Origin of the sequence: Mesorhizobium sp. M0848, assembly GCF_040319805.1 — a bacterium.
In the GTDB taxonomy this organism is placed as follows: domain Bacteria; phylum Pseudomonadota; class Alphaproteobacteria; order Rhizobiales; family Rhizobiaceae; genus Mesorhizobium.
Genome location: NZ_JAMYOM010000014.1, coordinates 121825 through 148076 on the forward strand (window position 1 = coordinate 121825; position 26252 = coordinate 148076).

General features: G+C 59.4%; 31 protein-coding genes and 3 pseudogenes. 14 read left to right on the top strand and 20 right to left on the bottom strand.

Annotated elements, in window-relative coordinates; translation table 11 throughout:
- Window positions 1–115 precede the first annotated feature (115 nt).
- The 8 genes from NKH95_RS17775 to NKH95_RS17810 form a co-directional block, all read right to left on the bottom strand.
- Entirely contained in the window at window positions 116–415 is a 300-nt protein-coding gene (locus NKH95_RS17775) for a ferredoxin family protein (protein ID WP_023678245.1), read from the bottom strand.
- Window positions 416–426: 11 nt separating this feature from the next.
- Window positions 427–1734: an FAD-binding protein gene (locus NKH95_RS17780; protein ID WP_352798753.1), complete on the bottom strand. Its 1308-nt coding sequence runs from the start codon at window positions 1732–1734 to the stop codon at window positions 427–429.
- 9 nt (window positions 1735–1743) lie between these two features.
- Window positions 1744–2853, bottom strand: a complete 1110-nt coding sequence (locus tag NKH95_RS17785) for an electron transfer flavoprotein subunit alpha/FixB family protein (RefSeq protein ID WP_352664362.1) — start codon at window positions 2851–2853, stop codon at window positions 1744–1746.
- Window positions 2854–2870: 17 nt separating this feature from the next.
- Entirely contained in the window at window positions 2871–3722 is an 852-nt protein-coding gene (locus NKH95_RS17790; RefSeq protein ID WP_023795975.1) for an electron transfer flavoprotein subunit beta/FixA family protein, read from the bottom strand.
- 187 nt (window positions 3723–3909) lie between these two features.
- Window positions 3910–4290 carry a nitrogenase stabilizing/protective protein NifW gene (gene nifW, locus NKH95_RS17795; protein ID WP_352441428.1) on the bottom strand — a complete coding sequence of 127 codons (381 nt, stop codon included), beginning with the start codon at window positions 4288–4290 and terminating at the stop codon, window positions 3910–3912.
- Window positions 4287–5495, bottom strand: a complete 1209-nt coding sequence (nifV, locus tag NKH95_RS17800; RefSeq protein WP_352892196.1) for a homocitrate synthase — start codon at window positions 5493–5495, stop codon at window positions 4287–4289. Before nifV ends, nifW begins: the two co-directional genes overlap by 4 nt.
- A 25-nt stretch (window positions 5496–5520) precedes the next feature.
- Complete coding sequence (gene nifS, locus NKH95_RS17805; RefSeq protein WP_352892198.1) at window positions 5521–6687, bottom strand: cysteine desulfurase NifS; 1167 nt, start codon at window positions 6685–6687, stop codon at window positions 5521–5523.
- Window positions 6688–7132: 445 nt separating this feature from the next.
- Complete coding sequence (locus NKH95_RS17810; RefSeq protein WP_352601193.1) at window positions 7133–7453, bottom strand: iron-sulfur cluster assembly accessory protein; 321 nt, start codon at window positions 7451–7453, stop codon at window positions 7133–7135.
- A 535-nt stretch (window positions 7454–7988) separates the two neighbouring features.
- Between NKH95_RS17810 and hemP the strand changes: the two genes are divergently transcribed.
- Entirely contained in the window at window positions 7989–8093 is a 105-nt protein-coding gene (hemP, locus tag NKH95_RS17815; RefSeq protein WP_023685012.1) for a hemin uptake protein HemP, read from the top strand.
- Window positions 8094–8123: 30 nt separating this feature from the next.
- Complete coding sequence (locus NKH95_RS17820; RefSeq protein ID WP_352892200.1) at window positions 8124–9206, top strand: hemin-degrading factor; 1083 nt, start codon at window positions 8124–8126, stop codon at window positions 9204–9206.
- A gap of 138 nt (window positions 9207–9344) precedes the next feature.
- Here the strand turns inward: NKH95_RS17820 and NKH95_RS17825 are convergent, their stop codons facing one another.
- A complete protein-coding gene (locus tag NKH95_RS17825; protein ID WP_352892201.1) occupies window positions 9345–9644 on the bottom strand; it encodes a hypothetical protein in 300 nt (99 codons plus the stop codon).
- A gap of 409 nt (window positions 9645–10053) precedes the next feature.
- Between NKH95_RS17825 and NKH95_RS17830 the strand changes: the two genes are divergently transcribed.
- The 4 genes and pseudogenes from NKH95_RS17830 to NKH95_RS33470 all read left to right on the top strand — a co-directional run.
- Window positions 10054–11271: a cytochrome P450 gene (locus NKH95_RS17830; RefSeq protein WP_352892203.1), complete on the top strand. Its 1218-nt coding sequence runs from the start codon at window positions 10054–10056 to the stop codon at window positions 11269–11271.
- A gap of 39 nt (window positions 11272–11310) precedes the next feature.
- A complete protein-coding gene (locus NKH95_RS17835) occupies window positions 11311–11502 on the top strand; it encodes a ferredoxin (RefSeq protein ID WP_352892205.1) in 192 nt (63 codons plus the stop codon).
- Window positions 11503–11789: 287 nt separating this feature from the next.
- Complete coding sequence (locus NKH95_RS17840) at window positions 11790–12461, top strand: nitrogen fixation protein NifQ (protein ID WP_502895255.1); 672 nt, start codon at window positions 11790–11792, stop codon at window positions 12459–12461.
- Between the two features lie 261 nt (window positions 12462–12722).
- A pseudogene (locus NKH95_RS33470) lies at window positions 12723–12911 on the top strand (ABC transporter permease); the annotation flags it as partial.
- 385 nt (window positions 12912–13296) lie between these two features.
- On the opposite strand, the gene NKH95_RS17850 reads toward NKH95_RS33470, so the two are convergent.
- The 3 genes from NKH95_RS17850 to NKH95_RS17860 all read right to left on the bottom strand — a co-directional run bounded on the left by NKH95_RS17850 (window position 13297) and on the right by NKH95_RS17860 (window position 14899).
- Window positions 13297–13677 (bottom strand): hypothetical protein, encoded by a 381-nt coding sequence (locus NKH95_RS17850; RefSeq protein ID WP_352892208.1) that lies wholly within the window; start codon window positions 13675–13677, stop codon window positions 13297–13299.
- A gap of 251 nt (window positions 13678–13928) precedes the next feature.
- A complete protein-coding gene (locus NKH95_RS17855; protein WP_352892210.1) occupies window positions 13929–14291 on the bottom strand; it encodes a hypothetical protein in 363 nt (120 codons plus the stop codon).
- A gap of 113 nt (window positions 14292–14404) precedes the next feature.
- Window positions 14405–14899, bottom strand: coding sequence for a hypothetical protein (locus NKH95_RS17860; RefSeq protein WP_352892213.1), 495 nt, complete (start codon window positions 14897–14899; stop codon window positions 14405–14407).
- Between the two features lie 161 nt (window positions 14900–15060).
- Between NKH95_RS17860 and NKH95_RS17865 the strand changes: the two genes are divergently transcribed.
- Window positions 15061–15147, top strand: a complete 87-nt coding sequence (locus NKH95_RS17865) for an NUDIX domain-containing protein (RefSeq protein WP_245266724.1) — start codon at window positions 15061–15063, stop codon at window positions 15145–15147.
- A gap of 589 nt (window positions 15148–15736) precedes the next feature.
- On the opposite strand, the gene NKH95_RS17870 is transcribed toward NKH95_RS17865, so the two are convergent.
- On the bottom strand, window positions 15737–16672 hold the full coding sequence (locus NKH95_RS17870; protein ID WP_352486900.1) for an ImmA/IrrE family metallo-endopeptidase: 936 nt from the start codon (window positions 16670–16672) through the stop codon (window positions 15737–15739).
- Window positions 16673–16911: 239 nt separating this feature from the next.
- Here NKH95_RS17870 and NKH95_RS17875 point away from each other — a divergent pair, with 239 nt between their 5' ends.
- The 4 genes from NKH95_RS17875 to NKH95_RS17890 all read left to right on the top strand — a co-directional run bounded on the left by NKH95_RS17875 (window position 16912) and on the right by NKH95_RS17890 (window position 20888).
- The gene (locus NKH95_RS17875) at window positions 16912–17055 is read left to right on the top strand and encodes a hypothetical protein (protein ID WP_155930622.1); all 144 of its coding nucleotides are present in this window, start codon (window positions 16912–16914) and stop codon (window positions 17053–17055) included.
- A gap of 1588 nt (window positions 17056–18643) precedes the next feature.
- Window positions 18644–19030, top strand: a complete 387-nt coding sequence (locus NKH95_RS17880) for a hypothetical protein (RefSeq protein ID WP_031260607.1) — start codon at window positions 18644–18646, stop codon at window positions 19028–19030.
- A gap of 68 nt (window positions 19031–19098) precedes the next feature.
- Window positions 19099–19821, top strand: a complete 723-nt coding sequence (locus NKH95_RS17885) for a thermonuclease family protein (protein WP_352892288.1) — start codon at window positions 19099–19101, stop codon at window positions 19819–19821.
- 359 nt (window positions 19822–20180) lie between these two features.
- Window positions 20181–20888, top strand: a complete 708-nt coding sequence (locus NKH95_RS17890; RefSeq protein ID WP_352892217.1) for a hypothetical protein — start codon at window positions 20181–20183, stop codon at window positions 20886–20888.
- On the opposite strand, the pseudogene NKH95_RS17895 reads toward NKH95_RS17890, so the two are convergent.
- From NKH95_RS17895 to NKH95_RS17910, 4 genes and pseudogenes are all read right to left on the bottom strand, one after another.
- Window positions 20885–20974: pseudogene (locus tag NKH95_RS17895) on the bottom strand (oxidoreductase); the annotation flags it as partial. The gene NKH95_RS17890 and the pseudogene NKH95_RS17895 overlap by 4 nt on opposite strands.
- Window positions 20975–21243: 269 nt before the next feature.
- Window positions 21244–22272 carry a hypothetical protein gene (locus NKH95_RS17900; RefSeq protein WP_352892219.1) on the bottom strand — a complete coding sequence of 343 codons (1029 nt, stop codon included), beginning with the start codon at window positions 22270–22272 and terminating at the stop codon, window positions 21244–21246.
- Between the two features lie 108 nt (window positions 22273–22380).
- Complete coding sequence (locus NKH95_RS17905; RefSeq protein ID WP_023760395.1) at window positions 22381–22515, bottom strand: hypothetical protein; 135 nt, start codon at window positions 22513–22515, stop codon at window positions 22381–22383.
- Window positions 22512–22949, bottom strand: coding sequence for a toxin-antitoxin system HicB family antitoxin (locus NKH95_RS17910; protein WP_352892224.1), 438 nt, complete (start codon window positions 22947–22949; stop codon window positions 22512–22514). The genes NKH95_RS17905 and NKH95_RS17910 overlap by 4 nt, the downstream gene beginning before the upstream one ends.
- Before the next feature lie 852 nt (window positions 22950–23801).
- Here NKH95_RS17910 and NKH95_RS17915 point away from each other — a divergent pair.
- The 3 genes and pseudogenes from NKH95_RS17915 to NKH95_RS17925 all read left to right on the top strand — a co-directional run.
- Window positions 23802–24014 (top strand): annotated as a pseudogene (locus NKH95_RS17915) (IS110 family transposase); the annotation flags it as partial.
- 234 nt (window positions 24015–24248) lie between these two features.
- Window positions 24249–24560 (top strand): phage integrase N-terminal SAM-like domain-containing protein, encoded by a 312-nt coding sequence (locus NKH95_RS17920; RefSeq protein ID WP_352892227.1) that lies wholly within the window; start codon window positions 24249–24251, stop codon window positions 24558–24560.
- 24 nt (window positions 24561–24584) lie between these two features.
- Window positions 24585–24725: a hypothetical protein gene (locus NKH95_RS17925; RefSeq protein ID WP_245273310.1), complete on the top strand. Its 141-nt coding sequence runs from the start codon at window positions 24585–24587 to the stop codon at window positions 24723–24725.
- A gap of 346 nt (window positions 24726–25071) precedes the next feature.
- Here NKH95_RS17925 and NKH95_RS17930 read toward each other — a convergent pair whose 3' ends face one another.
- The 3 genes from NKH95_RS17930 to NKH95_RS33475 are packed head-to-tail and all read right to left on the bottom strand — an operon-like array spanning window position 25072 to window position 26199.
- On the bottom strand, window positions 25072–25467 hold the full coding sequence (locus tag NKH95_RS17930; protein WP_023801991.1) for an XRE family transcriptional regulator: 396 nt from the start codon (window positions 25465–25467) through the stop codon (window positions 25072–25074).
- Window positions 25467–25838, bottom strand: a complete 372-nt coding sequence (locus tag NKH95_RS17935) for a type II toxin-antitoxin system RelE/ParE family toxin (RefSeq protein WP_023813997.1) — start codon at window positions 25836–25838, stop codon at window positions 25467–25469. The genes NKH95_RS17930 and NKH95_RS17935 overlap by 1 nt, the downstream gene beginning before the upstream one ends.
- 31 nt (window positions 25839–25869) lie before the next feature.
- Window positions 25870–26199 carry a hypothetical protein gene (locus NKH95_RS33475; RefSeq protein WP_155930619.1) on the bottom strand — a complete coding sequence of 110 codons (330 nt, stop codon included), beginning with the start codon at window positions 26197–26199 and terminating at the stop codon, window positions 25870–25872.
- Window positions 26200–26252 lie beyond the last annotated feature (53 nt).

Below are 26252 nucleotides of genomic sequence, written 5' to 3' on the forward strand. Positions count from 1 at the left end.
GTATTCACGAGCTTCTCTTCGTCAAAGCGACGATCGAAGCAAAGAAAATAGACTTGGCGTTGGGCGAGACCTAAACTGTATCAAGATCAACCCTCTTAATACGTGCGTGCGTCGGTCATCCGAATTTGAAGAGGACTCCGAAACCGCCGCGTGGATAGTTCCACTCGATCTCGCCACTGGTCTCACACAAAATCCGGCAGGTGCCGCACTCCATGCAGCCGTCAGCAGTGATCTCCACTTGACCTTTGTCGTTCAACTCATAACATTTCGCCGGGCAGACGTGGGTAAGCGCGAGCAAGTTCGCGCTTGGCCTCTCGTGCGGTCGCACTTTGATATGCGGGCGGCCGGAATCCACCAAGTAGCGGTTCTGGTAAAGCTTGTCCTCGACACGTGACTTTGTCACTGCGATCGTCATTTCGTCTCCCTTCAGCGCCACGCCAATGCAAGGCGGACCGCGTCGCTGACCAGCCCCCAACGCGAGCGCGCCTTGATGAAGGCCGCCGTGGTCGCCTTTTCCTTCTCGATCTTCGGCGTGCCGTCGACACGCATGAAGTTCTGCGCGGCTTGCGACATCAACCGCGGATAAGTTGTGAAGTAATTGCAGGAATTGGTGTGGAGCAAGGCCGGCATATCTTTGTATTTTTTTAGGTCCTTGACCACGAAGGACTTGTCCAGCATGGCTTTGTAAAGAGCGAGATTTCGTTTGGTCATAGGAGCGTTGCGGCTGTTGACCTCGATGATTGCCTCAGCCGCGATGCGGCCGGAGGTCATGGCGAGGTTCGAACCCTCGCGGTGAATGGCGTTGTTCAGTTGCGCGGCATCGCCGACCACGACCCAACCATCGCCAAACAGCTGCGGAATAGCCTTGTAGCCGCCTTCGGGAATGAGGTGTGCGGAATATTCTTTCACTTCCGAGCCGGCGATCAGCGGCCGGATCGAAGGATGGCTCTTTAAGGCATCAAGGAGAACGTAGGGGCTCTCGACCATCGCGGCAAAATCGGAGACGAGGCAGCCAATGCCCAGTGAGATCGACTCCTTGTTGGTGTAGAGGAAGCCGAGCCCGGCCATGCTGCGGGAGGTCGTGCCCACCGCCTCGATCACGCAGCCTTCATCGCCCTTGACGCCGAACCGCTGCTCAATGACCTCTTCGGGCAGGAAATGCATTTCCTTAACGGCGAGCGCCACGGCTTGTGGCTTCGGCATCTGGCGCAGGCCGGCTCGCGTGCCAAGCAGTCCGCAGACACCTTCTGCGAGAACGACCACGTCCGCGTAGATGGCTCCGCCGGCCCGATCTGTGCGGACGCCGACCACCCTGTCCTTGGCGTCACGGATGAGCTCCGTCACGGTCGTCTCGCACAGAACCGTCGCGCCGGCCTCGCGCACCTTACGCGAAAACCATTTGTCGAACTGGGCACGGATGATTGTGTATCGGTTGGGCTTGGCCTCATTGAAGTCGTCCGACCGATAGTGAATCCCGGTATGGGATGTGTCGTCCATCACCCAAAGCCGCTGTTCAACCAAATGCCGCTCGAGAGGTGCATCGTCCCTGAAATCCGGGATGATCTTCTCCAGCATGTTCGCGTACATGATGGCACCTTGGACATTCTTGGAGCCCGGATATTCACCGCGCTCCAACTGCAGCACCTTTAGGCCATGGCTGGCCATGGTGTAAGCAGCTGCGTTTCCGGACATGCCTGCCCCAACAACAATGGCGTCGAAGTTTTCCTCGATCATGTCCGTCCCTTAGCTCGCAAGCTTATCGCGACTGTGGGGCGACAGCCGCCGGGTGAAGGCTTCCGTCAGTGCGGGCAGGAAGCGGATCGCGTCGGTGACGATTCCGAGGTGAGCGAAATCGAAAATCGGCGCGTTCGGGTCGGTGTTGATGGCCACGATGAGATCCGCCCCCTCGACGCCAACCCGATGCTGGACGGCGCCGGAAATCCCGGCCGCTATGTAAAGCTTCGGCCGGATGGTCTTGCCAGTTTGGCCGATCTGCCGATCAGCTGGCATCCAGCTCTTCTGGACCAACGGGCGCGAACAGCCATGCTCGCCGCCGATTGCTCGCGCGAGGTTCTTCACAAGCTGCAGGTTCTCCGCCGCGCCAAGACCAAGGCCTCCCGCAACCACGACGTCGGCATAGGCAAGGTTTGCCTTTGCCGACTGATTGTCCGGCAGGAAGCCGAGGACTTTGGTAGCGATCTCGTCCTCGGCAAGCGAGAGCTTGTGCCGGATGACACGCCCGACCGGTTTATCCGTCCGCTGCGGCATGGGCATGACTCTTGGCCGCACTGTCGCCATCTGAGGGCGGAAATTGAGCGTATAGATCGTGCACAACAAGGAACCGCCGAAAGTCGGACGCGTGGCGGCGAGCGAACTGTCGGTATCCACATCGAGTTCGGTGCAGTCGGCCGTGAGCCCTGTCTGCAAGGTCGTCGCCACGGAGCCGGCAAGATCCCTGCCGAGTGTGGTGGCACCGAGAAGAAGGATTTCGGGTTTGTGGGTATCGACCAGATCCGTCATTGCCTTGGTGAAAGGCTCGTTCCGATAGTCGGCGAGCAGGGGCGCCTCGGCGATGTAGACAAGGTCAGCACCATAGGCGAATGCTTCGGCAACGGCGTTCCCGACGGCCTCTCCCGGCGGTCCGAGCACGACGCCTGCAAGCTGGACCTGAAGCTTGTCTGCTAATTTGCGCCCTTCGCCGAGCAGCTCGAATGATACGGGGTGGACCTGGCCGCGTTCGAGCTCGATGAAGACCCAGACGTGGCGGTAGTCCTTGAAATGGGCGGGCAGCTCCTTCTTTATGCCGGCGCGGCCGGCGGCAGGGCGAGGGGTTTCTCGGTTCGCGGTCGACATCGTTTTGCTCCTTGCCGTCACGCGCCGCCGTTGAAGGCGAGCTCATGTTCCAGCGCCGGCTGGCGGGTGAAGATTGCGGTGATGAGTTCGTCAGCGACATCGCGCAAGGCCTTCTCGGCGGTGTCGATTAGTGCCGCCTTTTCAGCTCGAGCAGGAGGGGCGAAAACACGCTTGACGACCGTCGGTGAGCCGCGCAGGCCGCATTTGGTGAGATCCTCGATGCCGGCGTCGGCCGCGCTCCATTTCAAGACCTGGCTGCGCGCGGCGCACAAGGCGTCGTGGATCGAGCCCCGGCGGATCTCGTTTGTGCCTTCCAGCATGGTGATGAGACAAGGCAGCCTGCTCTTCAGCATCTGTGTGCCGCCTTCGGAGCGGCGCTCGACCTTGATCTCGCCTGCAGCAAGGTCAATAGAGGGGATCTTCGCGACATAGGTCAGTTGCAGGAGTCCGAGGCGCTTGGCGATGCCGGGCCCGACCTGGGCGGTGTCGCCATCGATCGTCTGCTTGCCGGTGAAGACGAGGTCTGGCGTGCCGAACGTCTCGCCGACCTTCGCGATTGCCTGGGAAAGGGCGAACGAGGTCGCCAGCGTGTCGGAGCCGGCAAAATAGCGGTCGGTCAAGAGCACCGCTCGGTCGGCGCCGTAGCCGAGCGCCTTGCGCAGCGCGTCCTCTGCCATGGGCGGACCCATGGTGAGCACAGTGACTTCGCCGCCATAGGCATCGCGCAGTCTGAGCGCTTCTTCGAGGGCGAACAGGTCGTAAGGGTTGATGATGGTCGGAACACCCTGGCGCATGATTGTGTTCGTCACCGGATGGACCCTTATCTGTGCCGAGTCCGGCACCTGCTTGATGCAGATTACGATGTGCATTGGCGGTTTCTCTAGGCTCCTGTCCGGGTGCGGGCATTGCGGTTATCTCCTTGATCCGCATAATTCGTGCCAAGTCTCTTGCGCTGCCCCCTTCCTACAACTTCGGCTGGTTGCTTCTGACGGCGCTGTGGTGATGGCCGGATTTGTCGGCTGCTCGACATTGTCGCGTCGCAACCCTTGTCGCCGCTCATTCCCGTCCGAACCGCTTCAGTACCGAGTCGAACGGGACAAAGGTGTGACCCGGCGCGGCAGGTCTGTTCGGATCGTGGTCTTTGAGCACCTTGAAGACCCGATGCGTGAGCGGCGAGGAAATCGCAAAGTCCTCGTAAGCGCGTTCGAGCGTCGCGCGCACCCTCGCGGCAATCACCTGGTCGGGCAGACCGGAGAAATCTTCTTCGGCAAGGTATTGGCCCACGCGCTTCATTATATGGAGCCGCGAGACATTCAGCACCTTGGGGTCATAGGAGACGCCAAGGACTGAGAAGAACTCCTCCGCGGCCGACAGGCGCTTCAGTCGTGCGAGGATGTCTGTGACATCGATGGGGCGGCTGTCAGCGGAACAATTCATTGCATTCTCCCTGGTCGCAAAACTGTGGCCTTTGCGCGCGCGCGCACGGCTGACCTGGACCCGCACAGCTCGAAGAGGGACGCCTCGCTGCACATTTTATCGTAGAGCTCGACCAGTTGAGTTGCAGTGAGCGTCGATTTGGTCTCGGCCGCCTCGCGCCGGACGCGGGCCACCATCGCGGCTGCCAGATCCGGGTCGAGATAGCGACCGCTTTCGCTCAGCACATGGGCAATCGCAGTGGCGCCGGAATGCTTGCCGATGACGATCCGCCGGCAGCGGCCCACGAGAGCCGGATCAAGCCCCTGATAAGTACGCGAGTCCTTCAGCAGCCCTGCGACGTGAATGCCGGATTCGTGGGTGAAAACATCGGCGCCGACGACCGGCTTAGTGGCCGCGGTCTGCCGGCGGGCGGCCCAGGCCACCTCGGCGGCGAGGCCGGGCAATGCGGTCAGCTCGATGCCGGTATCTGCGCCGCCGAAGACCGCCATCGCGGCGGCCACCTCTTCCAGCGCGGCATTGCCCGCACGCTCGCCGAGCCCCAGGACGGTAACGGAGGCATGGCGCGCGCCTGCGCGGATCGCGGCTAGCGTGTTGGCGCCAGCAAGTCCGAGATCGTTGTGCGCATGAAATTCAAGGTCGATTGGAGACTGCACCACCAGCTGGGCGACAAGTTCGAAGGTTGAAAACGGGTCGAGAACACCGACTGTGTCGGCCAGCCTCACGCGGCTTGCGCCGGCGCGTGCGGCCGTCTCGATGACGCGGGCGAGATGATCCCGATTGGCCCGCGAGGCATCCTCGCACCCCACCGCGACGAAGAAGCCGGCGGCGGCGGCGCGCCTGACCATATCATCGATGACCTGGAGCGCTCCCGCCTTGTCGAGGCCGAGCTTGGCGGCAAGTTGGATGTCCGACGCAGGCAGCGACAAATTGACCGCTTGGACCCCGCTCTCGATCGCTGCATCGAGATCCAACGACGTCATCCGGCACCAGGCCATGAGCCGAACCGGAAGACGCCGCGCGACCACGGCGCGAATTGTTTCGATCTCGTCGACGCCCATGACCGGCGTGCCGATCTCGATCTCTGTCACGCCGGCCGCCGCAAGAGACTCAGCGATCTCCAGCTTTTCCGTCGTGGTAAAGGCGACGCCCGGCGCCTGCTCGCCATCGCGCAAGGTCGTATCGTTGAGGGAGACATGACGGGTCATGACCGGTAGCCTGTTCTTCTGCCGCTCACGCATAGACCGGATTACCCGGCCCAGAACCGGAAAAGCTGCGCAGCTTCCCCACGATTCCCGGCATGACCTCGAGCACCCGGTCGATATCCTCTTCGCTGTTGTCCCGCGCCAAGGAGAAGCGGACTGCCGCGTGCGGCGCTTTCATCGCGCTTAGGACATGGCTTGGTTCCAGAGAGCCGGAGGTGCAGGCCGAGCCAGAGGAACACGCGATGCCAATGCGGCTGAGGAGAAGTGGAATTCCATCACTGTCCACATGTTCGAAGGAGATGTTTGCGGTGTTGGGCAATCGTTGCAGGGGATCACCAGTGACACAGGTGCTTGGGATGCGCTGGAGGATACCGCCCTCCAGGCGATCGCGGAGCGACTTTACCCGTGTGGTCTCGTCGTCCATGAATTTCAAGGCGAGTTCGGCCGCCGTGCCGAGCCCGGCTATGCCGGGCGTATTCTCGGTGCCAGCACGCCGGTTGTGTTCTTGGTGACCCCCCTTGATCAGCGAATGGAAGTTGACGCCGCGTTTTACGAAAAGGGCACCGATCCCTTTCGGCCCGTGCAGCTTGTGGCCGGAGAGCGACAGCATGTCGATTGCGGTCGACTTCAGGTCCATCGGAAGCTTGCCGACCGCCTGCACAGCATCGGTATGGAATAGGGCGCCCACTTCCTTGGCCAACTCGGAAAGCCTGGCCACGGGGAAGATCACACCAGTCTCGTTGTTCGCCCACATTATTGATACGATTGCCACCTGTGGGGTGAGGGCGGCCATATAGGCGTCGAGGTCGAGCCGACCACGGCAATCCACCGGGATCCTGTGCACCTTGACGCGGCGGGTCTTCTCAAGATGCGCGCAGAGCGTCAGCACGGCGGGGTGCTCGACCGCGGACGTCACGATCTCGGTTCGGTTGGGCGCCGCCTCGAGCGCTGAAAGAAGCGCTGCATTGTCGCTTTCTGTCCCACCCGAGGTGAAGGTGATCTCATCCTCGAACTCCGCGCCGATCAGCGCTTGCAATTGCCTCCGCGCCTTTCTCACCGCCGCACTGACTGAGGCGCCAAGAGCGTGTGCCGACGAAGGGTTGCCGAATTGATCCCTAAAGAACGGCAACATCGCTTGCACGACCGCAGGATCGACCCGTGTGGTTGCGTTGTTGTCGAGGTAGACAGGCTTCATAGGTGCGATCCTCAGTTAGACAGAATGACGCGAGCGCTAGACCGACTCGTTGAGCCTCTGGCTCATGCCGTTGATGATAATGGGCCTGAACTGGCAGCGCGCGCAGACGCCCGGAGTGTTTGCGTAAATCGGATCTCCGTCGATATGGACATGTTCGCAGTGGCCGCAGGTCAGCCCGCAGGTAAGGACGCCCGAACGCGATAACGCTACCGATGAGCCGAATTTGGCGCAGCGGCGCGATTTGTCCGCAAGCAGCTCGGGTGCCACCAGGAACCGAGCTGCTTCGGGAGGCGACTTTCTTTGAATCCTGCTGGGAGCGAATGGCGGTCCCGGGATCGGCTTTGACCTTGTCTTGCTTTTTAGGACGCGGACATCTGTTGTGCCGGCCATATAAGTCTCCTCTGCCGCAAAATCAGTCTGTCGGCCGCACAGGCGCTTCGGGCGTTTAACTGAAGGACTTGCCGCAGCCGCACTTTTCGCGCGCATTGGGGTTATCGAAGACAAAACCGGAAGATTCGAGCCCGGTGAGGAAGTCGACGGTCATGCCGGCTACATGGGGTTGGGAGCCCGTGTCCACGAACAGCTTGATCCCATCGGTGTCAGTGATCGCGTCGCCCTCGCGCGACACGCTCTCCAGGCCCATTAAGTATTTGAAGCCGGCGCAGCCGCCGGCCTCGACCATGATGCGAAAGCCTTCCGCCGGCTCGCTGGCGCGGGAAAGAGCAGTCTTGAAGGCGGCAACGGCGTTGTCGGTGAGCGTAATCATGGCTCCATTCTCCTCAGTCCAGGACCGGCTTGCGCATCACGCCGCATGCACCGTGCCAAAGCGAAAAAACGTTTCAACACAGCGCGGCATCTCTGACACTGCCGTGCTTCTTGTGAGTGCATTGCAGCGAAGGTGTCGGCCAACCGACACGTACTGTCGGGTTTGTCCGGTCCCGCGACCAGGGATGTTGGGCCTGAGTTCCCGGTTGAACTCACATCACCAAATACAGACCTTCTTCTGAGCCTTGCTTCGGCGCAGTTGGCACGGTTTTTGAAGCTCCGTTTGGCGAGACGGCAAGAGCATGCCGAACCACAACCATGCCGTGGGTGCCCGCGCGATGGATGGGGCGAAGCCAAGGGAGCAACATGTCAGGACCGGGTCAGACACGCGTTGTTTGGCAAAGCAGCGCCGCCCGTGGCATCCGAATGCCCGCTTGGCCGATTGCGACAACACCCACACTCGCTCACCGTCGACCGGCTCGATGGGATGCCATTGGCATGTGCCTGCTCGCCGGTTTTCGCACGGGTGCGACGCCGTGCGCACGCTGTCCAGCGACACCTTGTTCATGGGCCAGCAGCAGATCAGGATCGAGCATTTCGGCGCGCCTTATCGGCTGAAGATTCCCGGGCAGGGCAGATGATCCTCACACGTCGTAGAAACAGGGGTAAGCATGGACCAACGCGAGAAACCGTCGCCCGACGAAATCCGGCGGGCGTGCAAAGACAATCCGAAAATCCGGGAGCATGATCTCGCCGCTCGATTGGGCATTTCGGAAGTCGAGTTGGTCGCGGCGCATTGTGGTCATGGCGCGGTGCGCATCGAGCCGCGCGTCGATGATCTGCTGACCGGCCTCGAAGCGGTCGGCGAGGTGATGGCAGTCACCAGCAACGAAAGTGCCGTGCACCAAAAGATCGGCGTCTACGGCAAAGTGGTCACCGGCAACCAGCATGCGATATTGCTCGGCGACGGGATCGACCTGCGCATCTTCCCGAAAGCGTGGGCGTATGGCTTCGCCGTCGAGAAGCGCGAGGGAGCCGAGATCCGCCGCAGCCTGCAATTTTTTGATGCCACCGGCGAGGCGATGCACAAAGCTCATCTCAGGCCCGCCTCGAACCTGCAGGCCTATCAGGATCTGACGGCAGAGCTTGTATCCTCCGATCAGGAGCCGATCATATCGCTCGAGCCGAGCGGGGCGCGCGATAACGCAGTGAGTCCAGACCACGCCGCCACGGTCGACGACCTACGCGAGCACTGGGGCCGGCTAAGCGACGTGCATCAGTTCTATCATATGTTGAAGACACTGAAGCTCAGCCGCTGCCAGGCTATGCGTATGGCCGACGAGGATAACGCCTGGCTGCTCGACAATGATGCCGTTGGCGCCCTGTTCCAACAGGCGGCCGAAGACGAGATGCCGATCATGTGCTTTGTCGGCAATCGTGGTTGCATCCAGATCCATTCCGGCCCGATCAAGTCGGTCAAGCAGATCGGGCCGCGGATCAATGTGCTCGACGAGACCTTCCATCTGCATCTTAGGACCCATCGCATCCGCGAGGTCTGGGCCGTGCGCAAGCCGACGAGGGACGGTCACGTCACGTCCATTGAAGCCTATGGCGCGGACGGCAAGATGATCATCCAGTTCTTCGGCAGGCGCAAGGAAGGCGAACGCGAGGGCAGCGACTGGCGGTTTCTGGCCGAGAGTCTGCCATGTGTTCCCGGTCCGGATGTGGAGAGTGCCGACAGGCCCTCGGATTGAACCGGCCGCCATAGGACTCGGCAGCACGTTCCGACAGCAGCTCGCGAGGTATTTAGGTCCATGTGCGGAAAGGCTTGCCGTCATAAGCGCATACGGACGGTTGGGTGTGCACGCCGGAAATTGACCGCATCGATACAGTCAAGCTCGTCGCGGCCGGACTGCTGCGCACGAGTGCATCGCCGTCTGACCGAAAATCGTTGCAGCGCCTGCGAGCGATAAATACGCCATCAGCGCCGAACCGAAGCGCGGCTCGACCTTGCTGATATTTCCGATCAAACGCCGTCGGGTCTTGTCGGATCGCACCCGATCCTTGCGCTGGATCGCATCGTTGCTCAATGCGGGCCGTGCGAGGCGATCTCCTCGTTCGTCGACCGGAGGGCTGTGCAGCAGCAGCCAAGCCGAACAGCCCGATGTCGCGGGCTCGACAAAACCGACCACGGATGTCGATTGTCGGACGTTGTCATAAGAATGATGGACAGGTGATCATCAGCGGCGGGCCCAGCGCAGGCTGGCATTGCTTGGTGCAGCGCCATGGGTACCCCTATCCGGCACGCGACTTGCTTCGACAATTTGGCCAGCGGGGTGTCAGCAGTGCGTCACGGAGCTCAACGGTGATTGATCGCCTCTCAACCATAACGGGATAAGCGGCGGCTTTGCTTCTGACCGCAGCGCGGCGGAGATGCCCTTCGGATTGACTTCGCAACCGATCTCATCGCGCTGGCAGTGGGCTGATCGGGCGACAGATCTCGAACGCGCCCGACAAGAGACGTGCTCATGCTGGAAATCGGCTTTATGAACAGCGGTGCAATCTCAATCGAGCCATGAACGCCAATGTAGAGAAAACAAAATGGCGACTAACCCCGTTCCAGATCATGTCCCGCCCGAAATGGTGAGGGACTTCAGCCTGTTTACATCGCCAGGGATGCCACCAACGCCCAACGGGGATCCACACGCAGCTGTCGCTTGCGTACATGACGGGCCTCCGATCTTTTACTCCCGCTACAACACTCAAGATGGCCGGGGTACCTGGGTCATCACCCGTGCCGCGGACCAGCGTAGGGTGCTGCAGGACTCAGAGACTTTTTCCAGCCATCGCAGCATCTTCTCCTCCATACTGGGTGAAAACTGGCCGACGATCCCGCTTGAGCTCGATCCACCGGCCCATGGCGTCTTTCGCTCACTGCTCAATCCGCTGCTTTCGCCAAAGCGGGTGTTGGCTTTGGAACCGGCTGTCCGCGAACGGGCGGTCGAGCTGATCGAAAGGATCGCCGCGTCGGGCACAAGCTGCGACGTGATGAAGGATTTTGCCTTTCCTTTCGCGGTGAGCACCTTTCTTCGCTTTCTGGGGTTGCCTGATGACCGACGCGATACATTCGTCGGCTGGGGGAAAGATCTGCTCCACGGCGACGATAAGGAACGACCTGTGGCTGCCCGGACGATCGTTGCATTCATCGACGAACTTGCAGCGATGCGCCGCGACGAGGCGGTTGACGATTTCATGACCTTTATCGTGCAGGCACAGGTCGAGGGCCGCCGGCTGACGGACACCCAAGTCCGCGGTATCGGCGTGCTTGTCTTCGTCGCTGGGCTCGACACGGTCGCAGCAGCTATAGGCTTTGACTTGGCGTACCTCGCACGCAACCTCAAAGATCAGCAATTGCTGCGGAGCGAACCGGACCGCATCCCGCTCGCAACCGAAGAATTGCTGCGGGCCTATCCGCCCATTCAGTTGATCCGCGTGGCCACGAAAGATATCGACTTCGAAGGCGCGCCGATCCGGAAGGGGGACTATGTTTCCTGCGCCACGATGATTGCCAATCGTGACCCGGCGGAATTCGCATGCCCCAACACGATCGATTTGGAGCGGGAGGACAACCGCCACGCAGCGTTTGGCTATGGTCCCCACCGTTGCCTTGGCTCACACCTTGCCCGGCGGGAGATTGTCATTGGCCTGGAGGAGTGGCTGGCGCGCGTCCCGGCTTTCAGGATCAAGCAGGGTACGGCGCCGATAACTTCTGGCGGCCATGTGTTCGGGATCGAAAATTTGATCCTGGACTGGTCTTAGGCCCGCCCCGAGCCGGGCACAAACAATGGAGGCAGTGCCATGCGCATCATCGTCCAAAAGGCCAAATGCCAGGGCCACGCGCGATGCGCGGCGCAAGCGCCTGACATCTTCAAACTCGATGATGACGGTTACATCCTGCCTGGTGACATTGAAGTTGCGGAAGGGGAGGAACTGCCTGCGTCACGAGGCGTGCGATCCTGTCCTGAACGTGCGCTGGAACTCACTCTCTGACGCTCTGAATCAGACGTCATTCAACCGTGAGTCTGGCGGGCTTGAATGGGGCCGACCATGTGGCCGCACTCAGCAGGCGGCGTTTGTCCTGCACGGTCCACGTCCAACTCTGCGGGGGGCATTTCCGGCAGTGTTCCCCAAGAGGCGCAAACGGCAGGGCCGGGGCTCGCGAAACGCCTCTGCCAATCACAGAATTTGCGACAGAGCCGATGGAACAGACGAAAATTGCCGAACTACTCGACCGCGAGGCGATCCGCGACTGCGTATACCCAAGAACTGCCCGACCCATGTTGCGGCAGGCCGGGTCTCTGCATGAGAACAAACCAGGAGAACGCACCATATTTGCCCAACATTATGCCCGGCTCAGCACCGGCCAATGGCCACAGATCGAGCTGGAGAGGAGGTTCGACCAGCATGTGCTTGCCTGTGTGCTTTCACGTGCGCTCGAGGAGATCGAGGCCGGCGAGGCGACGGCGACGGAGGCAACCGGACTTTCGCGCGCCGAGCTGCGCGATGTCCTGGCCCGCTGTTTCCCTGCTATTCCTATCAACGCGTTTGCCTTGAAAGAGGTGAGCGAGCCCGAGCCGGATCTGGAGGAAGAACTTCTGCATGGACTGCTGCTGGCGCATGCCCGACCGGGCGACAAGGCGAGCGCCCGCTTCGCCAGGATCATCGCCCGGCGTGCCATGCGCAATGACCACCTCTGGCAGGACCTTGGCCTTGTTAATCGAACCGACCTCGGCCGCCTGCTCGCCTCGCATTTTCCGACGCTGGCGGCCGGCAACACCCAAAACATGAAATGGAAGAAATACTTTTACCGCAAGCTCTGCGAGGCCGAAGGTTTTTCGCTGTGCAGCGCGCCCAGTTGCCGGGAATGCAATGATTTCGAAAGCTGCTTCGGCCCGGAGGAAGGCGAAAGCCGCCTCACACGGATCAAGAACGGCGTCGCCTCGGATTGAGAGCCGCTTTCGTCAATTGTACAGCGCCAGCGCTCGCGCCGCGCCATATGTCTCTTGTCGAATGTCGACTGCCCCTTCGGGGATTGAATGCTGTGCATGCTGTCCGATTACTCGCCATGCTTCGGCGGGCCGCCGTCATGATGGCGGTGCAGGATGCGACCCGCACTATCGCCGCCGAGCAACTGGTGTTCTCCGGGCCGTTGCTGCTCGCCTGCCTGGCGGTTGCGGCGGTTACACGGCCGCGGTTCACCGCCGTCATTGTTCGCGCTGGTGCACAGTTTCGCCTCAATCACCCATTGGGGCGGCCAGATTGTCTCCGGCGTCGCCATCAATTTCGTTGCTGCCGGCTCCGCCATCATTCTCGGCCAGGTTCCGGCGGCGCGCGCGCTAGGGTTCCTGGAAGCTTTTCGAACTTTCTGCCTGGCGCCACCAGCTGAATTTCGCGCGCTCATGAAGGAAGTTGACGGCCCTGGACATACAGTGATGCAAGCATGATCGAACCGCTTATTCGGGGGTTCGAGTCGGGAGAGGGCTACCGCCAATACAGCGCTGTTGTTGAAATAGTCTGCTAACGGACCATTCGCGGTGAGTTAATGCGATTAGATCTCGTTTTGCTTCAACCGAGTTGATGCGCTGATATCAAGGGGTTCAGATAGCCGCATCGGCAGAATTGCCTCTGTCCGCGCACCGTTCAGCTCGTTGCTATCTCATTCGGATGTGTAACGAGCGCCTACTCATCAAGGTTGGCCATGGAGCCTATCGCGTAACGGATCAGGAGGCGACATGACCAAGGTTCGGGGTGACGCGCAAGCAGCCAACGTGACGGCGACAGGCCCTAGTGATCGGAGCGAGCCGTGGGGATGAGATCCAGAGGCATCAGAAATTCGAACTCGTCCAGACAGCTATCGAAATCGCCATTGAAGGTTCGAACTGCTCTATCTTTGCCCACCAAGACGATCTGATATGCGTTCTCTGCCGGGTCAAGCGCCCACCAATAGCCCTCGCGAACTGTCGATGGATCGACGGCGCCCTCCGTTGGCCAGAGGCTGGCATCAAGCCATTGCAGTAGCTCGAATTCTATCAAGTCGAATGGATCGGCATCCCCAACACGATTGACCATTTGGCCAAAGGAATAAGAACCTACGTCGATGATCTCGGGCCGATCATCCTCCTGCCGAATGCTAATCGCCCACCAATAGCCACTCTGTATCCGCATGACTCCATCTCCAAACGTGTTCGTTCGGCCGCCGACTGCGTGAGCAGGTCAGCGGGCCAATTGATGTGTTCAAGGAGTTTTGTTGGGCAGCCGTGCTGCTCGTTGTCTACGACGTAAGGGCTCCCCCATCGTCGGTTATCACGCGGCTTAGCCAAGATGCCCAGGGCCGCTTCTCTCAAGGCACGGCATGGAATTTATCCGGCGCGGTCAGGCAGTCAAGAGCGCTACAAACCTAGGCTATGAAGCCAGGGTTAGCTGTCGCTTCGTTCCACAGCTTTCATCCACCGGCACACCTGACCAGTCCTGCCCACCCCACCCGAATCCATGATCACTGGAATGTAGCCAAAGTTAGACTCGCACTTCTGGACGTCGCTCAATATCTGTTGGCAGATCTCGACCGGTACGGGGGTAAAATCGAATGTTGGTCGCTCTAAGACGATGTACCCAAGTGCATTCTCATCTAACCAGTTTTGGAAGCTGAAGCCCTTTTTGTCGAACGAGTAGAACGACCATTCACTCATATGACCTTTGGGCTTTGTGCCAAGCACCGAAATAATGACCCGGCATGCTAGAGGCAAGCCGTGAAGCCAATCGATAATCTGCTGATCGGACACTTTTGCCGAGGCCGACGCCTCGTTCCCCGTTCGACCTGGTCGGGCAGCCGTACAAAACCTGGCGCCGCCGTGGGTCTGCGGGAGTTGCCAGTGCCGAAGCCGAAATGGTCTCCTCATGCTTTGGCAAACGATCCGTTTAGTGGACTTGCCGATGGTCGTTCACCATACACAGCCTCGATGCCCGTCTTCCGGATAGCAGGACCGACGGCTTTCTCTATCTCCCAAACCACCAGCCGCAATCGCTCCATGGTTCGCGCAGTCCTACGCGGCCCGTCCTTGTCAAGCTTGTAGTCGTATCGGATCTGCGTGTATTCGTTCGCGACCGTGCGCGAGCGGATGAAGTCTTCTACCTCGCTCGGCATCTCCAACCCGAGGTGTCTTCCTTCGTCCAGCATGTCCAAGAAATGATGCTGATAGCCCCGGATGTCAGCCGGTGTTTTTCCTTGGAGAAGGAGGAAGCTTCGCAGGTAGTGCTCTAACGCTTGAAAGTAGAGGAATCTGCGAGGATGATCGGAAATGCTCGGCCGAATTTGGGGGGAGACCAAGGCAAGAGCATCAGCGTTCGCCCGATACGTTTGGGCGAAAAGAAAGACGCCGAACGGCGTCATTCCCGATCCATATACCTTCGGCTTTTTGGCTGCACCGTCTCCCATGGTCAGCGAAGATGCCGCCTTCGGTCGCGGAGGGCAAGTCTCTCTCGAGTAAGCACAATCTAAAGGCGCGCTCGCGGGGCAGAGCTACTGGGCGACGCCCGGTGGAGGCTTGCAGCATGGGGGAGACGTTCGAACAGGCCGCAATCCGCGAACTGCGCGAGGAAACCGGAATCCTTGTGGATCGCGTCGCGCCCCAGGTGTGAGAGCGAGAATTTGTGCTTCATTTGCCCGACGGCGAACATGTCATCGCCGAGGAGCGATTCTTCCTGATACGGGCCGATAGTTCCACAGCCGAGCGGGAGTTCATTTGCGAGAGCAGCTAAGGCAGCTTTGAGTCTCTTGGTGCTCGGTGCCGTGGCGCCGCCAACAGGATTGGCGTAATCCGCATTGCGACGTGGGAACGATATGCCTGCTATTATCAGAGCCGCCACTATTGCCGACTTGCCGCGCATGGTCGATCTCTTGTTGGAGGATGCTAGGCAAAGACACGCTCTCAACCCGACACTCTGGGCGATTGCAGATGATGCACATGAGAGGGTGGAGGAGGCGGTGAGATTCGCTTTGGAGGCGGACAAGCAGCCATTCCGGCAGAAATGGCTCGTTGCCGAGGGGGATGACGCGCTCGCCGGTCTCCTTCTTTGACGGCATCGAAAGGTCAGGGGAGCTAGAAGGCGCTATTTTGAAGTTTGTAGTAGGGTCGACATTTCCCGACCGGCTTTGCACTGCCTAAGCGTAACTGCGAATCGGAACCTTGTTGAACCACGCGGCGCTGGCGGTCGACGGGTGGCATCGTTAGGGTTTGGCGAGACTCACTTTCTTTCCAATATGATCGCGCCATAAGCCGAGCCGCTTTATTCGATATTCAACAAGTTCCGGTGAGGTCCCGAAGAAGGATGCGATCTCGGGGGCACTTTTGCCATCCGAGACCATACGCTTGATCGCGTCTCGTGGAAGCAAAGTTGCCGATGCCAAGAAATAAGCGTCGTGCTCTTCAGCGCTATCATATGTTCGACCGAAGCAGCCAGCAATCTTAGCTATCTTGGTTAGCTTGTGCCCGGCAAGAATATGCCAATACTCCTCAAGTAGCGTCACTCTTTGTCTCTCAACGGTATGGTAGTCGTTTAAAAAGACAACCCAGCTATCCTGATCGGAATTCAAGGGAACGCTCATAGCGGACCACTCGCCGCGCGACGGTCCAGCAAGCGTGTTTTTTGCCTTTCCGGAAATACAGGTGGATTCCCGCAATCGTTCTACCGTAACAGAATCAACAACCAAATAAAATGGATCCAGCGGATCGCTTTTCTTCAACCCTAACTCTTTTCGGAAATCTTCGGCCGTCTGCTCTAGCTCCTCCTTAGACATGGCGATAACTTCAGCATCTATCGGCGCGCTGCTCGGTTCTGATATATCACCCTTAGTGTAGTGCTGACGAAGACACACGGCTGCGTGCAGTAGGGTTTGCACAGTCCCGGAGGACGCGTTTTTGCCAGCGCGGAAGTGGACGAATGCCACCCGATCAAAGCCAAGCTCGTGTTCATCGGCATCAGGGCCGAGCCACTCCAGCAGCCTAATTTTGGAATTGTTGTCGGGCGATCCGTCGCCCCGCTCGATGCGGGCCAGCGTGGAGAAGCTGATCCCCACAATCCCCGATAATGCCCTTATACTAAGACCTTCGCGTTCCCGCTTCTCGCGGACCGCCCCGACGAGCTTTTCTTCGAATTCGTTCATGTTCACCATTGTGCGATCAGCACACCTTGACACACTCCGCTCCAGAATGCATCCTGTGCTGGTGACACAGACTCGCACATCGGCAAGCAAAATGGAAGTGTTGTTGACCAAGGATGCGCGGGCTGAGTTGCAGCGGATTGGCGACGGTTTGGACGCGCGCCAGCCCGTGGGGGTAAGGGACCGGGGAATCGTAATTCTCGGCCCACAGCCCACATCACCGACTGTCCAGGAGAAAAGTAATGAGCAACAGCAAGGAGCGGGAGGACCCGCAGCCCGATCACGGCAAGGGTCCACCAGACGGCAAAGGTCGTCCGATCGATCACGGGCGCCCCGTGCCGGATCACGGATCGTCGGCCTCGCCGGCAACTACGCCGGGCAGCTAGAGAATGTGCAACGGGCATACCCCGGAGCAACTCTCCTCCCCGATGACCATGGAGTATGGCTTCTCGCTCGCAGCCAAGTCATAGATGGTTTAGCGCGAGAAGCCATATTCCTTATTGCCTTACCAGAAACACCAGCGGTCGAGCCGCGTGGATGGGCGTTCTGGGAGCAAGATGGGCAGGTCGAATGGATCGGCCCGCGACATACCAATTTCCCTGACGGCTCGGTCTGCGCTTATCACCCCATGCTCGACAAAGCTTGGTCGCCAGGTGGTGATTTGTGCACGTTGCTCGACCTTTATAGCGTATGGGCGCTTCGTCACCTTCATTTGGTGGTGTTTGATCGGTGGCCGGGACGCCAGTATGCGATGCCTGATGAACTGGGCCAATCTGATCCCTATTATCGGCTAACTCAGTTTAAGGAGGCCGAGCTTTGCAGCTGCGGATCAAATCGGCGCTATGGCGAATGCTGCCGGCCGCATGACCTGAAACTGCCCTTTCTGTCAATTCTGCACGCCTTCAAAAGGCGTAATCTCGGTCTCGGCATCCTTGGTCGAGCGCCCCCCGCCGAAATTCCAGCGTTGATCGCCCAAGGAGGACAAAAACCTCCACCTTCCATGTTAGAGGTTCACTCTGCTCTGCGGGCGCATGTCGCGGACGTCAGCCGGAATCCGTAGCTCTACATCCCGTAAGAGATGCACGATCGGGTCAGAGGGGGAAGCATGCCGCTCCTGACGAATCCCCAATGCCAGGTGCCGACGACTTCCGAGCCCTCGAACCAAGTCGAAAAGTTCAGCTTCGGAAAATGCAGCACGCGGGCCGCCCATCATATTTTCTCAATATCGTGGTCGCCTGGACCCTTTGCCCATGGGGTCTAGCCCTTGCATAGCCGTTGCGCCAATTCGCTGTTTCGCATCTTCATTCCTACGGAATGATGGATAAAATAACGGGGTATATCCGTCGGAATAGGGAAGTCTACGAACTGCCAGTAGGTGGAATTTGGCAGAATTTACCAGATTTGTTCATCACTCTTGCACCAAATTCAACTTTAGGAGATGCTAACTCGGCCTTGGGAGGGCTGGGGGATGAGAATAAAAGCATTTGTGGCACTTGGTGCCACGGCAGCGCTGGGCGGCTGCCAAACAAGCAATCAAGCTGACTACATGCAAATAGGCTACGGGCCTAGTTTCGACGTCGCCCACGCTCAATGCGAAATGCATAAGGGGTCGGTTGACCAAGGCTATATTGCTATCGGGTCCCCGGGCTTTGTTGCGGGGGCCGGAATCGGCAATGCCCTCGGCAACTTGGCTGCCGAAGACCAGTATATGAAGAACTGCCTCATCCTAAGCGGGTGGAAGCGTGCCCCGCATGGCCAGAGTGCCACGGCAGCTCCAGCCGTTGCTGGTGGCGCGCCACCGACACCCTATGGGATCCAGCGCGCACCTGGCAGCTGGATCAATACGGCGCTGCTGGACTGGTCAGACGCGAATAACAAGTGCGTCGCCGGCGACAAGGCCGCGTGTGGGACTCGAGCGAAGCTTGGTGCGCAACTGAGAGCCGCCGGCATAAACCCGGCGCCGGTCTAGGGGCCATGCAGTGGAACCTGGCGATCTGCCTTGGCATCGTTCTGGCATTGAGCGGCTGCGCAGCGGATTATCTCAATCACTACGACAGCGTGACGCTCTCTGCCGGCGACGCCAATCGCGCCAATAGCCTCGCCCAGACAGTCGACCCGTTCAACCCGAACAGTCAGAACACGCATATCGAGGGCGACGGCCAGCGAACAGCTGGAGTCATCCAGGCCTTTCGCGGAATCCCGCTGACACCGCCAGGCCAAGGTGCGCGCCAAGGTGGCGGCGGGGACTCTGGCAATCATCCATGCGATCTGCGCAATGGGGTTGACAGCCTAGGCCGGGCTTGCGGTGAACGTGCCGCCGAAGCGAAACCGGGCGGCCGCACCGGACATGAGGCGAACTAGCAATGCTGCGTAGAATGCGATCGCCTCGCCGGAGGCCACTTGGCGTGGTGCAAAGGCGCCTGATCTTGGTGACGGTGGCCGCGGCTGGCGCTCTGGCTGCGCAAACGGCCATGCAACACAGCGACCGCATACCTGAGTTCCATCTGCCGAACTGGACCAGCGCGGGCTTGGCGACGATTGCCGGCGTGGCATCCGTCATCGACGGCGACACGATCGAAATCCACGGACAGCGCATCCGCTTCAACGGCATCGACGCGCCGGAGAGCCAGCAGCTTTGTAAAAATGCGAGCGGGGCCGACTATCCCTGCGGCCGGCGATCGGCACAGGCGCTTGACACCTTCCTGGCCGCGTCGAAGCCAGTGCAATGCACATTCGTGACCTGGGATCGCTATCACCGCTTTGTCGGCGACTGCCAGCGTGCCGATGGCGCCAGCGTGGGCGCTTGGATGGTCGAGCACGGCCAAGCGATCGACTGGCCCCGCTACAGCCATGGTGCCTATGCAGCGCAGCAGGGGAAGGCGGAAGCGGCGAAGGTCGGGCTGTGGGTCGGAAAGTTCCAAGCGCCGTGGGAATGGCGCGCCGGGCATGGAGACAATGCCCAACCGGCGGTGAGCCAACCGCTCGGCACCATCAGCCGTCAACAGGTAGCGCAAAGCTACTCATGCCAGCCGCGGCGGAAATGCTCGCAAATCAGCTCGTGCGACGAGGCTCAATGGTATCTCAGTAATTGTCCGTGGGGCGGCAAGCTCGACCGGGATGGCGACGGGCAGGCGTGCGAAACCTTATGCTAGGAATGGCGACGATGACAGCGAGACTAATTGGACTGGCTGTGGCTTTGTGCCTGCCCTTTCAGATGGTTGCGCTTGCGGCGGGAGAACCGACTGTGGTCTCCTGCAAGTTTGAGCACCTGCCTCCGATGCTGCTAACGTTCCGTGGCGGGATGGGAGCTAACGACAATACTCTGCAAGTCGGACAAACCCCGCCCGTTTCGTTAAGCGTCGGATCAAGTTTGATGGTTGCCGAAATAGGGGCACAGGAGCTGACGTTTTCCCTTCGAATGCCCACCTCTGTTTCAATAGCCGCGCCTGGGGATGACGTCATCACATACTACGGAGACTGCATTAGCTCCCTACAACCGCGAGGATAACCGGTGCGGCTACTTCTAAGGGCTGATGGAGCCGAGCGGCGCAACTGGCTGGATTTATTCTCGGCTCCGTTCGACCCTTCCGTTGAGGTGCTTAGTCAGGACGGGCAAGAGCATCTTGTTTTGAATGTGGCGCGGTTGGGCGCTAGTTCCACGCCCCGAGAAGCCTATGACGCTGGTAAGTTGGCCGTCAGGGAAATGAATGCCATCGTGGCCGGAATCGTTGGCAAATCAAATGTGACGTTGACCGGAACGGTTCGCTCATTCGGGGACCGATTATTGGTAGATTTCATCATGGAGACCGAGACCGCGCATTTTAGATTTGGCGCCGGGGCGGCCAGGTTTCAGATCCTTGACCAGCATGGTGAGCCGATCGTCGAGGAAGCGGCACCACCGATCGCGCAAGAGAGATACAAAGCCGCTGCCTCCCAACCCATTCTTGCTGAAGCGTTGGCCTATTCAGCCGGAGCCCCTGACTGGTTTGATCTCTACAAAGCGTGCGAATGTCTCCTGGCCGGAGGCGTCAGACTCGATAGCGGAATGAAGGAGGTCAAACAGACCGCTAACGCCTTTCGCCATAGAGCCAACGGCAGTTCCCGGTTGCCCCCAAATCCGCAAAGCCTCCTCGACGCCGTGAGACGAACGAGAGCCTGCATAAACCGGGAGTTGGACCGTAGGGAAGACCTGTCAGCGAATGACGACAGCGCCCCTTAGAAGATTGACCTATGGACGCCGCCGTCGACGCGCAAAGCAGCGCGACTTGTCGCCGAAGCCTGCTCCGAGCAGACATAGACGACCAAACCACGCCGAGCTTACCGCCAGCCAACTGCCCATCCAGGAAGGGTCGCCATCAACCCGCATCTGACCCATTCGCCGAAAATGGTCGATCGCTGCCGAATATGCCGGATCGCCACTACGCAGGCTGTTTAGTGTCTGCGCAGCCGCGACCGTGGTCGAGCGCAAAGGATTGCATATGGTCGACGATGGCATATCCTACGTGTCGGCCACCCAAGTTGAAGACGCTGTGGGATGAAAAGGGCGATGAGCCACTTCGGGGTATGTCCCTGGCTTAACCGCTTAACCCTGCATCGATCTTTGACAAAACGGCTGCGATCTCAGAATCAAAATCGTACGGTCGTTCCGTTGACGGGGGCAATCTGGAAATGAAGTGCGCAAGCTCCAGCGCGCCGAAGTCGTGAAAAGGATTGAGACCGATAACGTTGCTCATAGTCAGGTCCTCGGGAACAGGAGAAGGGAGCAGTCTAGAAAAGCGACGCAATGCCTCGTCTATGCTCCAATCCGATACGAACAACAGCAGTGAGCTGAAGGCTAGGAGCGCCGGGGGCGCGTTTCCGAAGATGCCAGGACCGACTTTACGTCTGAGCGCCAATTTGCCGTAGTCGGCCATTAGCGCCGCTAGGCGTGCCGCCCGTTCAAACCGATCTCGTAGAGGTGCCATCGCAATCAGAGTGCTTCCATGAAAGCCGCTCAGAATGCGTTTGGTGCGATCTCTTACATCCGCATCAATCAGCACCCTAGGCATCGTCTCCACGAAATCGCGATAGTGAAAGGCCAGGTCACGCTGCGCCGCGCGTTTCCGATCAAAGCCAGGCATACGCGCGTGCAAGGGGTCAAAAGAGATAGCTTCGTAAAATGGCAATCGCCGGATCGAATACGCCCAGTCAGCCATCAGTGGGATTCCCTTGACGACAAACGAATTTGCTTCCCGAAACATCAGGAACCAAGATCTCAGCCGGAATATGTCCTCTCTATTACACTCACCGGTCGCGATCGCCTTGCACACTAACTCCCGGATAATTTTCGTATCCTTGTCGTTCGCATCAAAACGCACTTCAACGTCGCGCACGACACCCGGGGTCTCATCAATGGGGAAGAAGTCGCACCCGATCTTGTGTGCAGAGTGGCCGTACTGATCTATGAACCGAAAGTGTGCCTGGCGTGTGTTTTGCGTCCCCTTCTTGACGTCCGAACGCACTAGGCTTGCACCGCCGCAACGACAGGATGGGCACAACAAGTCACCGCGCATCCATTCGCGTTCCGACTGGCTCAAGCCGAAATCTTCCTGATCAAGGATCATGGTTACTCCGCGGAGTTGGAGCAACTGCCTGGAGTCAAGCTCACGATCGAAGTGTTGTGAAAAAGCGGTGTGGCTCATTGGGAGCGACCCTCGGATGTGTGATGAAGCTTATGAGATAAGCCGATAAGCGCAATACGCGCCTATCGCGACTGCCGCGATGGCAATGATTATGGCGACCGCACCTTCGGCCGTCAGCCTGACCTTGAGGCTGGCACGCGAGGCAGAAATCTCAATCTTGCTCACGGCTTGTCTCCATCGCCGGCGCAGCCTTCGAGGCAGCGCACCATCCAGGCATTGAGGGACTGTTTGTTTGCCTCAGCTTTTGCCGCTAACCGCGTCCTCAAACTCTCCGGCATTCGCAAAGTGAATTTCACCTCACCCGAGCCGGCTTCAGGCATTTCACCGAACAGTTTCTCTATGAGCTCGGGGTCCCAGCTCATATTCTTTTCGAGCCACTGACGGGCCTCGTCCGGAGTCAGCGGTGTGATCGTGTCGTGATCATCTTCGTTCTGACCATCCGTGAAATTGTAGCGGAAGAATGCACCATGGCGGGTCTGGTAAAGGTAATCGCCATAGCTCCACCACTCCTCATTGGAGGTCCAACCGCCGATCTGGGTTGCCGTTTCGGTGTTGTAGGTTTTGCCATCGATAATCCGCTTACATTTTGTCGGACGCATGAAGCGCTCCATCAGTTGCCGTCAACTGACAAGGTAGGTGACTTGCCGTCACCTGTCAACACTTGCCGTCACCTGATCTAGCATGACTCAATGTGACAATGTCCTTTATCAGTGATTGTGCGCGTAAAGTTCAACGCCGCTCTATCGTCTTAATGGTCCGCGCCATCTCTCGTTCTCACAGCATTGCTGCGCTTCTAAGCCATGCTGCAAAGGCGGGCTGGGGCGGAGCCACCGACCCCAATACCGGAAACCATACCTTCGGGCGACCGTCGACCGGATGAGGCGACGCTCGATGAAGTCAAGCGCTACTCATACAGAACTCTCGATTGCGACTAAGTTGCTTGCCAGGCAACGAGAAACCCCTGATAGAATGGTCAGGGCGATCAAAGTCATGCTTGAACGAGGGTCGCAGTGGTTTCGTTGGGAGCCACATATTCATGCGCCCGGAACGATCTTCAACGATCAGTTTGGTGCAGACTCTTGGGAGGCTTATCTCTCAGCACTAGAGGCCGTAACTCCGGCTCTAAAGGCGATCGGAATTGCCGACTATTACGGGATCAGAACGTATCAGCGTGTGCTGGCCGACAAACAGCAGAACCGCTTGCCCGATTGCGACCTTATATTCCCCAACATCGAAATGCGACTTGGGATTGGCACGACTAGGGGCAACTTCGTCAACATCCACCTTCTAGTTGACCCATCGGACCCCGACCACGTCGATCAGATTACAACGATGTTGAGCCGTCTGACATTTCGTGTCGGGGACCAAGACTACGGGTGCACAGCTCCTCAGTTGACGCGTTTAGGTCGACGCCTCAATTCAGCGCTTACCGATGATCGGTGCTGCGCTTGCATATGGCGCTGCTATACGAGGCGGCCGCAGTCATCCTGAACCGGTCGACGTATACTAGCACACTGCGAACCTGGGCTTTGGAGCTGAAAGAACGGCTTGGCTTCAAGCGAGCGGCCGTGGCTCTGGCGCGCAAGCTGGCGGTGATCATGCATGCGATGCTCCAGACGGGCGAGCTGTTCGATCCGCACGGAGGAACGCCTGCCGCAGCCTGATCCTGCATACGCTTGCCGGCGACGATTTCCTCACGTCATTCAACCGATAGCGTTCTTCCAGGACGCACCGAGCTGTCCCTGCCGGGACGTGGCTGAGATCATTCCGCGAAGCGGGAAGCAACTGCCTCGGTAAGCAGATTGCGCCTCGGCCTGAGATGGCGCGACTGCCATTTGACTTGGCGGGAAGAGGCGTCGATCTGACCATGGAGTTCCGTTCAACGAGAGGAACTCGCCATGGCTACCCTGTCGACCGATGCACCAATCTCTCCGCTTCGCCAGCGCATGCAGCACGACATGCTCATGCGTGGCCTGGGCTCCCATACCCAGCAGGACTACGTTCGTCACGTCCGGCGCTCCGCTGTGTTCCTTGGCCGCTCGCCCGACACGGCGACGGCTGAGGACATCCGTCGATTCCAGCTGCATCAGCATGAGAGCGGCGTCGGCCCTGCGACGATCAATGGCGCGGTCTCGGCACTGCGGTTCCTGTTCATCGTGACGCTGAAGCGTCGGGATCTGGCGCGTGCGCTGGTGATCATGAGGTATTAGCGCAAGCTGCCCGAGGTGCTGAGCGTGGAGGAAGCGGCGCGGCTGCTCGAAGCCGCACCCGGCATCAAGTACAAGGCCGCGCTCGGCGTCGCCTATGGCGCGGGCCTGCGCGTGTTCAAGTTGCGCACCTCAAGATCGACGACATCGACTCGACACGCATGCTGATCCGCGTCGAACAGGGCAAGGGACGCAGGGACCGCAACGCTATACTCTCGCTGCAATTTCTGGAACTGCTCCGGCTGTGGTGGCGCGAAGGCAGGTGGCGCGGGGTGATGCTCCCCCATGGCTGACTGTTCCCCGGGGCGCAGCTTCACCGCGCCGATCTCATCGAGGCAATTGCACCGCGCAGTCCAGGAGGCAGCCAAAGTCGCCGGCATCCGCAGCTCACACCTATGTCGGCCTCCGTTAACTTGCCGCGAGCTGGCTTAACTAGGACGTTGCTCATACCTACTCCTCGCATGGACGAGAGCATCTCGCCCCCATCGGTAGTCTTTCGCCGAACAGAGTGAGGTCAGCCGGCGCGTGCGGCCTTTGTGCGATTACGTCCACCTGCCGCTCTTTTAACGCTACGCACGGAGACGGCTTTGGGAGCCACGACGTCGCCGAGCCGCTCTATACGGAGGGGCGCGCGCGAGGGAAGGCGAACGACGAGTTCGAGTTGCCCCCCGATCGCCTCGACGTAGCTTTTAAGAGTAGACAAGTACATGTCGGCTTGTTTCTCGATCTTCGAGACCGAAGGCTGCTTGATCTTGAGGACCGAAGCGATTTCGGCCTGGGCCTTTCCAGCGGCACGCCGCAAATCGCCGAGACTCTCGACTTCTCCCCTTAACTCTTCGAAACGCGCGTCGACCCGCTCCCGACGATCCTCGGGGAGCGCAGCGATTAGGTCATCAAGCTTGCGTCCCATCACTTCTTCTCCTTCTTCGCCGCCGCCAAACGGTCGAGATGCCCTTGATAGCGCTTGTCCGCCTTGGCGATCAGACGTTTATAGAAGCGCTTCTCACTCACGCCCGACTTATCGCCGGCGACGAGCAGGATCGCCTTCCGCTTCCGGTCGAATGCGAACGCAACCCGCCAGACACCATCATCAGCATCGAAGCGAAGTTCTTTCATGTTCGCGAACGACGAGTCATTCAAGGTATCCGCATGCGGTCGCCCCAGCTGGGGCCCAAACACACCGAGCAGCTTAGCGGAGGCCAATAGCTCATCTTGGACTGTCTGGGGCAACGCCTCGAACTCCCCATCGAACTCATCGCCAAAAACGACTTCCCAAGTCATATATAGCTCCTAGGCTATGTGGTCAACATCATCAAGCTGCCGAACGATAGTCTGCGGCCGAAACAAGGTAGGCGCCGTCGACGATAATCCGGCCGCCGTTGACACGACTGGCAATTCGCGACCTGTCTGCGCTATCGAGCGGCATCGTCACCGGCGTTCTGACGGGCATGGCCGGCGCGTAGCTGTCGCTTGCCCATAATGCCTGCTTGTCGTAAAGGATATGACCGCCAGCAAGGGTTCCATCGCGCCGGCAGCGCTCACCGACGCCAAATGGAAACCGGTGCCGGCGAGGTTCGCGTGTCTGGCGGCGAAGGTCGCGTGGCCCGGAGGTGAAGCCGGCGAGGCGCTTGCGCTGGTCCATGCGTAATCGTGCGGAGGACCGCGCCGCGCTGTGCATCGCATCTCTCGTCCCGC